Here is a 15,068-nt window from a genome sequence, read left to right as displayed (position 1 = left end):
TAAACAAGGTCATCATCACTCCCAGACATACCATTTAAAAAGGGTAATCAATTATAACGTTAAAGCCATTGCTACCAATCAATTGACCATAGTAAGATTAATCTTTACCTTGCCACTCGTTTTCAAATTGTTTAACAAATTCAACTAACAAATTATGTCTTGATATAGCCAGTTTTTTGGCCTTTTCTGTGTTCATCATATCTTTAAGTAGAAACAGTTTTTCATAGAAATGATTAATTACAGTATTGGGTAGTTTATAATTTTCTTCATTGATAACCGTTCTTGGTAAAATAGTTGGATCGTGCATAATATTATGTTTATTACCTCCATAATAAAACGTTCGTCCAATCCCTATTGCTCCAATAGCATCTAAGCGATCAGCATCTTGTACAATTTTCCCTTCTAGTGATAAAGTTTTTTTACCTGTTAGATTTTTTCGATAAGACATATTTTCAATAATATCAAATATCATTTTTATATCATCACTTAAAATGTTAAGTGAATTGAGATAATTATATAGTTCATTTGTCGCTTGATTGACATCATTAATAACTTTTTCATCAATGACATCATGCAAATAAGCACTTAAAATTACGATAAAGGCATTAGCTTTTGGTTCGTAAGGTAAAATTTTTTTTGCTAATCCAACTACGCGCTCAATATGTGCCATGTCATGGCCTGAAAAATCATTAGCAAGCTTTTGCTTAACATAAATTCTTATTTTTTCAATAATCTGATATTGTTCTTGTGTTAATTCAATTGGTTGGTCTGTGCTCATTTAATTTATAATTATCCATTTAATTAATGTGAAAATAGCAATTTAAAAATTTTGGTAAAGATTTTGCTAAACCTAAATTAAATAGATTACCACAATTAGATGGCTATTAATTTAATTAAGCTTGAAAATATTAAGTTACTAGATAATTCATTATTCTTTGATTTGTGTTTAACAATAATCATTAATTCGATTTCATTAATCTGAGCCTTTAGCCTATTCAACATTCAATAAATAGACAATTATTGTAAAAAAATTCTAATGATTAATATTTTTTTTAAATTTCCTTTAGTTTCTCACGATTGTTTTCATTAGTTTGCAACGGTAGAATGCGCCAATCTAAAATCCTATTGAAGCACGTATTGGAGTTGCTCACGTGAAAATATTAGCGCGTAAAGTTCTACCTTGGCAATTGATAGAATACTTCACTCGCTATCGTCAATTTATAACGTTATTGTTTGGCTTATCCATCTTCTTTGTTGCACTTATTTTATGCTGGCATCTACTTAAAGATATTAATCTATGCGATTTAAAAAATGCGGCTGACACACTTTCAATTAAAGCTATTTTATTTGCTTGCTTATCTGCTATAGGCAGTTATTTGATGCTTATTGGCTGCGAATGGTCTGCAACACGATATGCAGGTGTAAAATTAAAGCCATCGGTTATAACGCTTGGTGGTATTTGTGCTTCAGCCATTGGCAATGCGATCGGTTTATCAGCATTATCTGGTGGTGCAATTCGCTGCCGATTATATTTCAAACAAGGATTAACGACTATCGACGTAGCCAGAATGTCGATATTTGTTACGTTATCATTAGGACTTACCCTACCCCTACTGGCTACGCTAGCGGCCTTAATAAATACTAAAAATACTATGCTGGCATTGCATTTATCAAAAAACTGGATAGGGTTAATTTCGAGTGGCATAATTTGCCTTTATGCCGGCATACTAATTTTTTTATATTGCAATCGATTAAAAACAAAACCGAATAAAGACACTCAATTATTCCAACTATTTCACTGGTCGATACGTTTACCTAATTTACGCCTTGCATCTTACCAATTTGTAATTACTTTAATTGATACTGTTTTAGCAGGAGCCATTCTCTACTTTTTATTACCAGTACAACCCCATTTTACTACCTTTATTATGATCTATATTTTGGCTTTAGTTGCTGGAGTGCTAAGCCATATTCCTGGCGGTGTAGGGGTATTTGAAGCAGTAATGTTAGCTGCATTTTCATCTGAAATTGGAGCTGCGTCATTAACTGTTGCGTTAATTATTTATCGTATTATTTATATTTTAATACCACTTTTTATAGCGAGCTTTCTACTTTTAATAAATGAAAACAAGCACCTTTTTACTTTGCCTGAAGTTAAAGAAACAGAAACCGGTATTGCAGCTATTATTATGGCTGCTGCTGTATTTTTTGCGGGTGTAGTAATGATGTTTTCAAGTGTTCTTCCCGGATTTAATCACTACTTAGTCAATACATTTATTCCCAATAAAATAATTAATACTGCTCATCTAGTCGCGAGTTTAATCGGTGTTTTATGTTTACTCTTGGCTGTGGGTCTACGCCGAAGACTTTATTCGGCTTGGGTTGCTTCGGTCATTTTATTGTTTTTAGGTAGCATCTGCTCACTTTTACGGGGCTTACATTGGATAGAAGCTGGTACTTTATTAACGATTGCGATGTTATTAATCTATTTTAGACACGCTTTTTATCGCAAAAGTCGATTAAATGTATTACCTTTTCCGATTAAATCCTTTGCTGTCTGTTTTTGCTTAATTGCGGTTCTTGTATGGTTAATATTATTTATTTATCAAGATGTACCTTACAACCATTCATTATGGTGGCAATTTGAATTAGATACCCGAGTGCCGCGTGCATTAAGAGCAACCTTGGGTAGTTTTATTTTATTAATTTGTATTATGCTCTATTGGCTATTTCATCCTGCTCTGCCAATTTTAAATAGTCCAAAACGCGAAGAGTTAATTAAAGCTCATCAAATTATTTTAGATTCAGCTCAGCCAGAAGGTGGACTCGCCATGACTGGCGATAAATCACTGTTATTCAATGAATCACACACTGCTTTCATTATGTATGCTAAACGTGGCAGAAGTATGGTAGCACTGTATGATCCGATTGGCGATAACACTAAACGCGCTGATTTAATTTGGGCTTTTCGAGATTTATGTGATGCCCATCATCTTCGCCCAGTTTTTTATCAAGTTAAAGCCGCCAATTTACCTTTTTATATGGATATTGGTTTACGAACCATAAAATTAGGCGAAGAGGCTTTAGTTGATTTAGAAGAGTTTAATCTTTCATCTAAAGGGTATAAAGATCTTCGTTATACATGGAACAGATGCCAACGCGATGGACTTAGTCTTGAGTTTTATGCACCAGGTTCTGCACCACTAGATGAGTTAAAAGTCATTTCCGATACGTGGCTAAAAAACAAACACTCTAAAGAAAAACAATTTTCATTGGGATCTTTTTCAAAGCCATATTTAGATAATTTCACTATTGCTACTATCAAATTTGAAGGTCGCATTATTGCTTTTGTCAATTTACTTGAAACGAATCAACATTACTCAGCTAGCATCGATCTAATGAGGTTTGCTCAAAATATACCTAAACTAACCATGGAATTTTTAATGATTGGTTTAATACTGCATTATAAAGAAAAAGGATTTAAATACTTTAGTTTAGGTATGGTACCTCTATCAGGCATGCAAAGAAGACGTGGAGCCCCATTAATTCAAAGGCTAGGTGCGTTAGTATTTAGGCGTGGAGGTCGGTTTTATAATTTTCAAGGATTACGTCGTTTTAAAGACAAATTTGCAACTCATTGGGAACCGCGTTATATGGCTGTTCCTGCAGGACTTGATCCATTTGTTGCTTTAATTGATACCACTATGCTGATTTCGGGTGGATTAACTGGCTTAAAAAAGAAAAAGAGCTGATCTTATGAAAAATTTCATACGCTATTTTTTGTTATTAATTTTCATATTACTGATTATCTTGCTTGTATTTATTGGTGGGTATTATATAAAAAAAAGTGGCAGTGCAACTGTAAAAACCGTCACCATAAATAATGATTTTTCAGTAATATTAGCTAACCCCAAAAATTCAGCAGAAGCAGCTGCGATTATTGTTGCTACGCAAAAAGATTTTTTTACTGAACAACAATTATTAAATTTATCTGAAAAGATGGGCGCTAAATTGGTTCAATTTGAATTAAAACCTCAGGCAAGTTGTGACGAACAACAAAATCGTTTTAATCAAGCAACCAAAATATTAAATGAGCATAAATTTGTAGTTGCAGGTATGGAAGAAGGCGCAGCTTTTGCTTACCGTTGGCTCTCTAAACAACAAGATGATAACGCTAAAGCATTATCAATAGAGTTCGCTTTAGATCATAAAGATTGTGAGGCACCTTTACCAGATCAAGCTACACATGGAACATGGCGAGTTATTTGGAACAATCCCCCTGATGAACAAGTTGCGATTTTTCCTCGCCAACAAAAACTGATTAAAGTAACGACTGAAATTGGTGAATATCAAGCATCACCAACCGAGCTTTTAAGTTCACATTTATCATCCATTTTATTTGATGAGCATAAACCATTACCAATCATTGAGTTACCCGCGAAAAACAAACAACAACATCCTAATAGCGTAACTTTTTATTATTCGGGTGATGGTGGATGGCGAGATTTAGATAAAGTTTCAGCTGAATATATGGCCTCACATGGTTACTCGGTGGTTGGTGTCGATGCATTAAAACTGTTTTGGCAACATCGCTCGGTTGAACGTAGTGCTAAAGATTTAACTTATTTAATGCAACAGTATCGTGAAAAGTGGGGAACAACTAAGTTTATATTAGCTGGCTATTCGTTCGGTGGTGATATTTTACCTGCACTATACAATCGTTTATCTAAAGAAGATCAAAATAGTATTCAAGCTTTAATCATGATAGCTTTTTCCAAAGACGCTAATTTTGAAATAGAAGTCAGCGGGTGGCTTGGGCAATCTGGTGATGAAATGAAAACCGCACCTGAGGTTGCGCAGATCCCAGAAAAGAAATTATTTTGTATCTATGGAGAAGAAGAAAAAGAGGATACTGGCTGCCTACAACCAGAGATGAAAGGCGAAGCATTTCAATTACCGGGTGGCCATCATTTTGATGAAAATTATCAGCATTTAGGGCAAATTATTATGCAAGCTATCGATAAACGTATGCAATAAATGTAGCGCTTTAGGTAATATTTTTTAAATCAAAGCATTAATAAAACATGCTAGAATATTAATGTTTTTTAAGTTTAATTTTACCTTCGGACAATAGCACGCCACCAAGTGTAAATAATGTACCAATTGCCGCAATCCACGTAAAAGGTTCATCTAAAATTAACACTGCATTAATAATTGTCAAAATTGGCACCAAATAAATATAGATGCTAATTTTAACTGCACCGACTAATTTCACTGCATAATTCCAAGAAGCAAAACAGATTGCAGATGCACCCACACCTAAAAATAAGATATTTAATAGATTGACTGGCCGATTAAACCTTGAAAAATTCCATTCAAAATCAAATAAATAAAGCGCTGGCAACATAAATATTAGACCGTAAAAAAAGAATCTTCGCGTTAATAAAATAATATTGTAACCATAGTTACTGCTTCTTTTAGTTAATATTGAATAACATGCCCAAAATAGACATGCAAACACTGCCAATAAATCGCCTAGTGGATTAACGGATAATACAAATTTTCCATTTAAGGTAATTAACACAATACCAATCATCGAAAATAGACAACCAATATAAAAACTTTTAGCTGGTTTTTCAGTTTTCAGAAAGAAGATCGCCAATATCGCAGTAAATACTGGCGCTAATGTGGTGATCACCCCAACATTTGACGCGGTGGTATATGTTAATGCAATATTTTCACAGAGAAAATAACACGTTACTCCACAAAAACCAGCACCAAGGAACATCAGTTCTTGTTTAATTCCCTGCCAAGCAAAAAAGCGAGGAGATAATAACCAAAGTGTGGCATAACCTAAGGTAAATCGAAAAAAGAGAATTTCAATGGGTTTAAATTCTGTCAGTAAAACTTTGGTTGCAACATAAGTTATTCCCCAAACAAACACTGTCATCAGAGTTATCAGGTGTCCTTTTGTACTTGATGAAAATAACATGAAAATTCTCTCTGTTTACTTATTATTTATATGTCATTCATTACCCTGCTACTTCTTTGCCAATTTAGACATAGAAACTAAACAAAAGAGAAAAGCCTTGATAACAATAAAAGTGACGCTATTTTATTAGAAAGTTAAAAATCACTGAATCTTAACTTACTGTTGATCATTGTTCAATAAGTTTTGATATATCATTGACTTTAATGAGTAATATGACGATATAAAACGATGCGAATGTAGAAAAATGAGTTATAAGTAAAATCGTAGATAAAAAAAATCCACTCGAATATTCGAGTGGAGGGCAAAAAATGAAAAAACATAATCTGCTTATATAGACAAACTAAATCGTAAAAAGTTCAATTTAAATTGAAATATTTTTCATATTTTTATAAAAAACATATAACCAATTGATTAATATTAATTAAATATTTTAATTTTTTTTGAAATTTAAGCATTTATTATTCTATTTAGTATTTTTAAATTAGTTTTAACTCATTACCAAATACTAAAATACTCATACTATTACACAGTATTCTCAAAATCACTTTTCTGAACTTGATTATAATTAATTTAACTTTGAGTCTTTAATGACAAAATAGCATTTTTTCTTTTAATAAAAAGTTTATAACAGGTTATTTTCATTTTGACCCTGATACAAAGTTATTGGTAAATCAGTGATGCTGTGATATGGTTCGCCGTTAATCATGGCGAGCAATACAGAAACCGCATTTTGTGCAATTTGCGCAATTGGTTGACGAATCGTAGTCAAAAATGGCATATGTTGTAAAGTCAATTCAGCACCATCAAATCCAACAACTTTTAGTTGTTTAGATAAAGATAATTTGCAGTCTCTGGCAGCATTAATAGTGGCAATTGCTGATGAATCGTCGGCTAAAACTCCGTCAATATGTTGGGACTGTAAACGGTCTTTAATCAATTGATACTTTTCTTGATAACTAATTGAAAAATCCATATCAAGAGTAATTGATTTAATTCCTGCGAGTTTAATACTATCTTTATAAGCTTGATACCGTTTATTGGCATCCATATCGACATGTTTGTCATTTGTAATAGAACCAATATAAAGAATATCTTTACAACCTTGATTGATTAGATATTGACTGGCCAGATAACCGCCAGCATAGTTATCACATGAAATAACCGGTATTGTTTCATTAATTTTGCGATCAATGGAAACAATATTCAGATCAGGTATTAGGTAATCAGCTAAATTTTCATTCATAGAGTTTACAATTACCCCCTCAACCTGATGACGTCTTAACATAGTTAAAAAATTCTTTTCCTCCTCTTGGTTATGATGGCTATTGCAAATTAATATTTTGTAACCTTTTCGAGATAATATTCTTTCTAAATAGCTGATTAATTCCATTTGAAAGGGGTTAGTTAAACTAGGAAAAATTAAACCAATCAAATTACTTTTATTATTCGATAATGAACGTGCTAATTCATTAGGGTAGTAACCCAACGTTTCCATCGCATCTTGAACTCGTTGTCGAGTTGTTGCACTAATGTACCCACGATTGTTTAATACTCTCGATACAGTGGTTGCGGAAACCCCTGCCAACTTAGCAACATCATCTCTGCTTAATTTCATACTCATCCTTTAATCAAAATTTATATTATATCCACATAATTATAATGCTTTTTGTTATGGCGTAAATCATTGTAATTGAATTGATTTACATCTTGGTCTTCATCTTTTTTAGTGATATTCATCACAAAACTACCTTCTAATAAGTGATGTCTCTCACAAAATTATCATTTTAACTATGGTCTCGGTTGACATATGAACGCGGTTGACATGAAATGAAATAAATGATTATCAAAATAAATGACAACGTAATGTTATTTGTCCATGTTAAAAAAGAAGGAGTAAAAAATGCAAAAATTACATTATCAACCAAAAGGGTATTGGGTTGGCGATATAATGCCATTTGGTAAGGATGGTACTTTTTATCTTTATGATCAACGTGATAATCGAAATCCATGCCCATTTGGAGAACCATTCGGTTGGTCGCTTGCGACTACAACTGATTTTGTTAATTACCAAAATCTTGGTGATTCAATAAAAAAAGGTGGTGAACAAGATGTCGATCAGTTTATTTATGCTGGTTGTGTGTTTGAGGCAGAAGGTAAAGGACATGCTTTTTATACTGGTTACAACCGTAATTGGGAAAGAGAAAGAAAAACATCACAAGTCTTATTACATGCTTGGAGTGATGATTTTAAAACATGGCATAAATCCTCTGAACTCATAACATTAACACCTCAAGCTGGTTATGATATTAGTGATTGGCGCGATCCTTGGGTTATTTGGAACGATGAAAAACAAGAGTACCTATTAATTTTAGGCGCAAGATTGCAAGGTCCTAAAACTGAACAATCAGGCCGAGTTGTTGCTTTCACTTCAAAAGATCTAAAAAATTGGCAGTTCCAAGGTGATTTTTGGGTGGCAGGTAAATACACCATGATTGAAATGCCAGACTTATTTAAAATCGGTAATTGGTGGTATTTGGTTTATACCGAATACAGTGATCAAAGTAAAACACGCTACGTAATGAGCCAATCTTTAGAAGGTCCATGGATTACGCCTGCTGACGATGCATTTGATGGTAGAGCTTACTATGCAGCAAGAACTGCATTTGATGGTAAACGTCGTATTCTTTTTGGCTGGGTACCAACAAAAGAAGATAACGATGATTTAAAAAATTTCCAATGGGCGGGTACTTTTGTTCCTCATGAAGTTTATCAAAAACCCGATCATACTTTAGGAGTAAAAGTCGTTGATAGCTTATGGAACTGTTTTACTCACCCTAAAAAAATTGATGATTTTTCGATTAATTCACCTTTCGCACGTCAAGAACAATTATTAATTGAAAATACGGGCAAAACATTCCGTTTTTCAACGACAGTGAAATTCAGTAAAGGTACTCGTGATTTTTCAATACGTTTAATGAAAGATAAACAAACTGGGGAATCCTATGACTTTATTTTTTCACTTGTCGATAACCGATTAACTTTTGATAAAACCCCTTGTTATCCTTGGTATCGTGTAATGAATAAAGGTTTAGAGCGCCCTATTCATCTTGAAGCTGATCGCGAATATGACATACAGATCATTGCTGATGATACGCTATTTACTTTGTACATTGATGGCACTGCACTTAATGTCCGAGGCTATGATCAATTAGGGAGTGGATTAGCAATTGCTGTCAGTGATGGAACATTAAGTTGTAAAAACAATACTTTTTCAAATGAAGGATGTTTTCCAGAAAAATGGTAATAGTGCTTATCAGACCGTTTAACTAGCAAGTTAGATGATCATCATTATCAAGGCTTTCGTCATTGAATAGGCTAAAAGCCTTGGTTTAGATAGGCGACTATCACCAGTAATCTGAACTTGGAAACTTCTCTGGAGATATCATAATGAACACAACAGTAACGGATAATAATGGTCAAATGCCTGACCATGACATCTCATTTAAAGAAAAACTTGCCTATGGATTAGGAGATTTTGCAACAGGGTTCTCGGGTGTTACCGTTGGAACTTTCGCACTTTACTACTATACCGATATTGTGGGAGTTTCAGCAACTTTATTAGGTGCAGTGCTACTATTTTCACGTGTTTTTGATGCTGTAATTAATGTGGTTATGGGCTATATTGTTGATAGAACTAAAAGTAAACATGGTAAAGCTCGGGCATGGATTTTATGGTCAACCATTCCATTTGGTCTATCATTGATAATGGTATTTAGTGCACCAGAAAATTGGAGTGAATTTGCATTATTAATTTTTGCCGGCATTACGCTCAACATACATTGGATTATTTATACCTCAAGTAATATACCTTATGGTACGCTTGCTGCATTAATGACTCAAAATTCTTACCAACGTAGTCGCTTGAATACATATCGTATGCTTTGCTATTTTGCTAGCATGCTAATTATTCCTTATATTACCTTACCTTTGGTCAATTTTTTTGGTGGAGGTGAACGCGGTTGGCAGTTCACTATGATAATTTACGCCGCAATTTTAATCATTACGTTCTTCTATACTTTTTTTAATACTAAAGAACGTATTAAACCAATTAACCAATTTAATTACAATGCACCATCAATTGGTGTTTCATTAAAAACCCTTCTTGCTAATAAATATTGGGTAACTATGTTTTTTACCATGCTAGTAAGTTTTAGTATCCTAGGACTTATCAATGGCGTTGGAGTTTACTATGCAAAATACCTATTAGCCGATAGTCAACTTATTGGTTTAATCAATATGGCTTTTGCTTTACCGTTAGTTGTTGTATTGATGTGTTCAGCTTATATTCTAAAAATCATGAGCCGATTAACATTTATCATTGTCGGTATGGCCACAATTATTTTAGGAAGCACCATCATGGCCGTTGCCCCTCAAGATACGAATGTTGCAATAATAGGAACAATATTACGTGGTGCTGGTTTTGCGCCAATTATGGGAAATGCGTATTCCATGTTAGCCAACACAATAGATTATGGTGAATGGAAATTTGGTATTAGAAATGATGGATTAGTCTATAGTGGCGGAAGTTTCAGTGCCATATTAGGAAGTGGTATCGCTTCCGGAGGCATTGGTTGGGTATTAGGTATGGCGGGTTACATTGCTACCGATGATGTTGCAAATCAACCAGAAAGCGTACTAACGACCCTACAAATATTATTTATTTATTCGCCTTTAATCTTAAGTGCTATCACCATTATATTATTGCGCTTTTATACTTTAGAAAAAATTTATCCTGACATTATCAAAGAACTAGCGCAAAGAACGCACAACGTCTATTAATCTACCGAAACGAGGGATGGATATCTTCATGATTATTCCCTCGCTACCATCAAATAACAACTTATATGAATAACTGCTTCAACACAAACTAAAGTTTTAATATCACTATATGTCAGAGTATTAGGAGTTAAATACTGATATAAAATCGCAAGAAAGATACAATTGATAATATTACTACTTTGAAAGACGAAAAAACAATAAGAACAGGATTAATCACAAGGCAAGTTAACTTGTATTACATCTTGAATTCACATATAATGCCCCGACATTGTATTAAGTTACATATCACAATTGGGGCTGATTCTGGATTCGACGGGATTTGCGAAACCCAAGGTGCATGCCGAGGTGCGGTAGGCCTCGTAAATAAACCGCAAAAAAATAGTCGCAAACGACGAAAACTACGCACTAGCAGCTTAATAACCTGCATAGAGCCTTCTCTCCCTAGCCTCCGCTCGTAGGACGGGGATCAAGAGGAGTCAAACCCAAACGAGATCGTGTGGAAGCCTTGCTTGGGGCGGAAGCATTAAATTTAATCAAGCTAGTTTATCAGTGGCGTGTTTGTCCGCAGCGGGTAAGCGAAATTTAAAGACAAACTACGCATGTAGTACCAAGGATGTAGAGATTTCGGACGCGGGTTCAACTCCCGCCAGCTCCACCAATTCAATAAACAGTAACATTCTTTTAAATCCTTTAAAACACATCAAAGTCAATAAGCACAAGGCTTAAAGCTCATTTTATTATTCATTAAGCACCAGTAAGATACATTTACAACCAGAATTTTTAGGTATATGCTTAGGTATACGAATGCAATATACCTAAAACCCGTATACCTAAAATCATTATGGCAAGAAAGACTCTACCATTAACCGACACACAAATAAAAGCAGCCAAACCAAGAGATAAGGATTATTCATTATTCGATGGTGGCGGTATGTATCTTTTAATCAAAGCAAATAACTCCAAGATTTGGCGTTTTAAGTATACGCGCCCGTATACCTAAAAAGTGGCATTAATAAGTTTTGGCAGTTATCCAGAAGTTTCACTACAGCAAGCAAGAAAGCTAAGAGATGAAGCGCGAGAACTAATTAAACAAGGTATAGATCCTCAAGAATATAAAGCAGAACTAGAACAGCGCAAGCAAGAAGAAATAACCAGTACATTTAAAAAAGTGGCTACTGACTGGTTTAAAGTTAAGAACAGTAAAGGATTAACTGAAATTACATTAAAAGGTATTTGGAACTCATTAGAGTTACATATTTTTCCTTACATCGGGAATAGTTCCATCTTCAAATTAAAGGCAAAAGACTTCATCAAAGTTATGGAGCCATTAAGAGCAAGTGGCAAATTAGAAACGATTAAAAGACTTTGCCAACGCATTAATGAAATTATGTTTTATGCTGTGAATATAGGCTTAATTGAGGCTAACCCAGCCGTCAAGATTAAAGATGCATTTGAAAGCCTAACAAAAGGACAAATGCCAAAAAACTAAAAAAATCGGGTTAGCGCTGGAATGAACGTGTACGGGTGATTTTTAGGATGCTTCGTTATGAACTTTTGCCCCTCTCCTCCTAGATATAAAGGTTTTCTTTGTAGTGGTTTAATAATTTCAGACACCAAATAAGGTGGTAAAATAACATCATCAAAATGAGGAGAACCATGATAATGAACCGTCGAAGTTACACAACAGAATTTAAACGAGATGCAGCAGCTCTGGTCGTTGAGCAGGGATACAGTACAACGGAAGCCAGCCTTGTCAATGTTGGCGATAATGAAGTGCAAAGTCTTGCTAGAGCAAATCATAATGAAAATAGGAAACAATTTGAGTATTCTGCATCTAAAATCGAAGTAAAGCCATATTCTTCACTCTATGCCTCTGAAATATGCGATTTGTTTCATTCGACTATTCATGCTATTGATACCGATATTTATAGCAAAGCAGAGCAAGAAGCATGGTGCCCAACACCACCAGATTATCAGATGTGGTTAAAACGTTTAGATAACACTCATCCTTGGATGGCTATCTTTGGCTCACGCCTTGCAGGGTTTATTGAACTTAAAGATGATGGTTACATAGACTGTTTTTACGTGCATCCTGACTTTCAAAAGCGTGGTATAGCTAGAAAACTCTATGACCATGTGCTTGACTTGGCGCACCAGAAAAAGCTTTCACAATTGAGTGTAGATGCTTCAAAAGTGGCCATGCCAATTTTCAAAAAATGGGGGTTTAAAATAAAGCGGACTAACAAAATATACAGAAAAAATCAGGTACTGATAAATTACCATATGTATAAATTACTTTGATGTTTATTGAGACCTTTGTACTGTAAAGCTTCACTCAAACTAAATTCCTAACCGTGCTTTTTTGAGGCATTTAGGCTTATATTTAGACCTAACTAATTATAAAAAAGTTACTATTTATCGCCACTTCCTTGTTTTAGACACAACTTTCCTGCTGTATATTAGCACTTGAATGTTGTATTTGATTGTTGAATGCAATGCATAAATTACGATAATTTTCCAATGTTGACATTGAGTGAATAAGAAATTGTTTTTTGTTTATGCTTCAGTAGGTTTGTATGGCGATAATAATTTGTAGTCAAAAAAAGTATAATCAAGTTCACCACCCCACCTAACCCCTGATTGATGTTCAAATTTACGATTTGCTTCGGTATGATGTAAGCAAAGCTTCGCTATTTTGAGAGCAATCTTGCAAACACAATTTTATTGATTAAAAATTGCGATCAGTTTCGCAAGAATAATCCTAGCCCAATGCACTAACATATTGAATATTCATCAACAAAAATTGTTGTGCATTGTCTGTTAACGCTTTAACTAAAATGGAATTTATGCTATATTTTTCCAACGATTGACAAGGTTTAGGTAAACAAACTGGTTGAAAACGGGATCAAAAAAGAATATTTGTTGTTGAACCTAATTAACCAATTATTGTTAAAAAAGTACTTTTTATTGAAACCTAAATCGTCAATATTCACTCAAATAAGCTATCGTGACACTAAAATGAATAATATTAAATCTATCAATGCAAATCATTTTAAAGAATATATACTTCAAACAGATATCACCGAATTAATCAATTTATTAGATACAACGGTATTACAAGATGGCGAGAGCTCAGTGCATTACTGTTTTATCAATAAATCAGAGGTAAAATCATCACTCGAAGCATTTTATATTTTAGGTACTCGTTTAATAATTACTGGGCATGGGTGGGATGATTTATATCAAAATCATGAACCTCCAGTATATATAGATAAGCAATATATTAATGAATTAATTCATGAATATTTTTATATTGAAGATAATGTTATCCAATTTAATGCTTTATCGACTAATATAACAGCAAAACAGCTTGCTAAACATTTGTATTATCACATGAATCTTGAAGAAGATTCAAATTTCATTAATGATATAATGGATAAATTTCCTTTGATATCTTTATTTGAGCTTGTCGATAATCCTGACAATTATATGAAAGACTTGGGATATTTTATGGAGACAGAGTTTCACTATATCTATGTTACCAGTTTTACTTCAGGTTAATATTATAATTAAATCAAAGTATTATCACAGTTACTCTTATTAAATAAAAATAGCATCAATTTGCTTTGGTTTGCGTAAGCTAGCAAAAAGTGAATATTCATTAATATTGTGCTCACGCTGAACAAGCTTTGCGTACGACAAACCAACAGCAACGTGTTAAGCCATAAGTTTTCCTCGTTACCCAAACTTCCCTAAATCGTCATTTTTGAAATTGGTCTCAGATACGATTTGAATATTCTCACTAAGCATAACGTAGGGTCGGGAATTGTTGGGATAATAGACAACAGTATACTTTCGCCCATAACTTTCGGCTTTTTCAATCCAATCTATTTTCGGTTTATTCTTAACAATAAGAAGATTTCCCTTTATTTGCTCAAATGGATTCACTTGGCACTGTGTTAGCGGCTGAGTATATTTTTTGCCAGAAAGAAAATAGCTAGTGAGTTTGAGTTCTTGATCTTGATTATCATAGTAGAGAGACCAGTCGCTAATTTGCTTGGTTTTATTTTCTGCCATTTTTTGCAATGATACTTCACATATTCTTGTATTAATTTCATCTATGGATGAGAGACCATACAAACTAATATAAATAAAATCATCTTTATTTTTCAGAAATTTTTTTATAAAGAAAGTTTTTCCAGCCCCCTAATGTCCATTAATCAACACAGCATAGTCA

At 33.7% G+C, this 15,068-nt stretch carries 10 protein-coding genes, 1 other RNA gene and 1 pseudogene; 8 read left to right on the top strand and 4 right to left on the bottom strand.

The annotated features are described in order from the left end of the window. Positions 1–97 precede the first annotated feature (97 nt). Positions 98–778 (bottom strand): HD domain-containing protein, encoded by a 681-nt coding sequence (locus tag H3T96_RS00355; RefSeq protein ID WP_144091291.1) that lies wholly within the window; start codon positions 776–778, stop codon positions 98–100. A gap of 373 nt (positions 779–1,151) precedes the next feature. Here H3T96_RS00355 and mprF point away from each other — a divergent pair, with 373 nt between their 5' ends. Then, entirely contained in the window at positions 1,152–3,752 is a 2,601-nt protein-coding gene (mprF, locus tag H3T96_RS00350; protein ID WP_198248554.1) for a bifunctional lysylphosphatidylglycerol flippase/synthetase MprF, read from the top strand. 4 nt (positions 3,753–3,756) lie between these two features. Then, positions 3,757–5,037 (top strand): virulence factor family protein, encoded by a 1,281-nt coding sequence (locus H3T96_RS00345; RefSeq protein WP_144091289.1) that lies wholly within the window; start codon positions 3,757–3,759, stop codon positions 5,035–5,037. 58 nt (positions 5,038–5,095) lie between these two features. On the opposite strand, the gene H3T96_RS00340 is transcribed toward H3T96_RS00345, so the two are convergent. Further along, positions 5,096–5,992: a DMT family transporter gene (locus tag H3T96_RS00340; protein WP_086327149.1), complete on the bottom strand. Its 897-nt coding sequence runs from the start codon at positions 5,990–5,992 to the stop codon at positions 5,096–5,098. 622 nt (positions 5,993–6,614) lie between these two features. Further along, entirely contained in the window at positions 6,615–7,607 is a 993-nt protein-coding gene (locus H3T96_RS00335) for a LacI family DNA-binding transcriptional regulator (protein ID WP_039128890.1), read from the bottom strand. A 285-nt stretch (positions 7,608–7,892) separates the two neighbouring features. Between H3T96_RS00335 and H3T96_RS00330 the strand changes: the two genes are divergently transcribed. The 6 genes and pseudogenes from H3T96_RS00330 (at position 7,893) to H3T96_RS00300 (ending at position 14,392) form a co-directional block, all read left to right on the top strand. After that, a complete protein-coding gene (locus tag H3T96_RS00330; protein WP_144091287.1) occupies positions 7,893–9,296 on the top strand; it encodes a glycosyl hydrolase family 32 in 1,404 nt (467 codons plus the stop codon). A 143-nt stretch (positions 9,297–9,439) separates the two neighbouring features. After that, on the top strand, positions 9,440–10,831 hold the full coding sequence (locus H3T96_RS00325) for an MFS transporter (protein WP_086351332.1): 1,392 nt from the start codon (positions 9,440–9,442) through the stop codon (positions 10,829–10,831). Between the two features lie 293 nt (positions 10,832–11,124). Then, positions 11,125–11,489: a transfer-messenger RNA gene (gene ssrA, locus H3T96_RS00320) on the top strand. Between the two features lie 183 nt (positions 11,490–11,672). Continuing rightward, positions 11,673–12,320, top strand: a pseudogene (locus H3T96_RS00310) (integrase arm-type DNA-binding domain-containing protein). A gap of 173 nt (positions 12,321–12,493) precedes the next feature. Further along, complete coding sequence (locus tag H3T96_RS00305; protein ID WP_144091284.1) at positions 12,494–13,132, top strand: GNAT family N-acetyltransferase; 639 nt, start codon at positions 12,494–12,496, stop codon at positions 13,130–13,132. A gap of 717 nt (positions 13,133–13,849) precedes the next feature. After that, positions 13,850–14,392 (top strand): hypothetical protein, encoded by a 543-nt coding sequence (locus H3T96_RS00300; protein WP_144091283.1) that lies wholly within the window; start codon positions 13,850–13,852, stop codon positions 14,390–14,392. A 177-nt stretch (positions 14,393–14,569) separates the two neighbouring features. Here H3T96_RS00300 and H3T96_RS00295 read toward each other — a convergent pair whose 3' ends face one another. Beyond that, the gene (locus H3T96_RS00295; protein ID WP_144091282.1) at positions 14,570–14,917 is read right to left on the bottom strand and encodes a hypothetical protein; all 348 of its coding nucleotides are present in this window, start codon (positions 14,915–14,917) and stop codon (positions 14,570–14,572) included. Positions 14,918–15,068: the final 151 nt, after the last annotated feature.

The organism is Gilliamella sp. W8136 (assembly GCF_016101285.1).
In the GTDB taxonomy this organism is placed as follows: domain Bacteria; phylum Pseudomonadota; class Gammaproteobacteria; order Enterobacterales; family Orbaceae; genus Gilliamella; species Gilliamella apicola_N.
The sequence above is the reverse complement of the archived record's forward strand: the minus strand, read 5'-3'. Positions and strand labels throughout refer to the sequence as shown.

Excerpts from the sequence above, each read along its gene's own strand:
- H3T96_RS00355 (WP_144091291.1), bottom strand. The coding sequence starts at position 778 with ATGAGCACAGACCAACCAATTGAATTAACACAAGAACAATATCAGATT.
- H3T96_RS00345 (WP_144091289.1), top strand. The coding sequence starts at position 3,757 with ATGAAAAATTTCATACGCTATTTTTTGTTATTAATTTTCATATTACTG.
- H3T96_RS00340 (WP_086327149.1), bottom strand. The coding sequence starts at position 5,992 with ATGTTATTTTCATCAAGTACAAAAGGACACCTGATAACTCTGATGACA.
- H3T96_RS00335 (WP_039128890.1), bottom strand. The coding sequence starts at position 7,607 with ATGAAATTAAGCAGAGATGATGTTGCTAAGTTGGCAGGGGTTTCCGCA.
- H3T96_RS00330 (WP_144091287.1), top strand. The coding sequence starts at position 7,893 with ATGCAAAAATTACATTATCAACCAAAAGGGTATTGGGTTGGCGATATA.
- H3T96_RS00325 (WP_086351332.1), top strand. The coding sequence starts at position 9,440 with ATGAACACAACAGTAACGGATAATAATGGTCAAATGCCTGACCATGAC.
- H3T96_RS00305 (WP_144091284.1), top strand. The coding sequence starts at position 12,494 with ATGAACCGTCGAAGTTACACAACAGAATTTAAACGAGATGCAGCAGCT.
- H3T96_RS00300 (WP_144091283.1), top strand. The coding sequence starts at position 13,850 with ATGAATAATATTAAATCTATCAATGCAAATCATTTTAAAGAATATATA.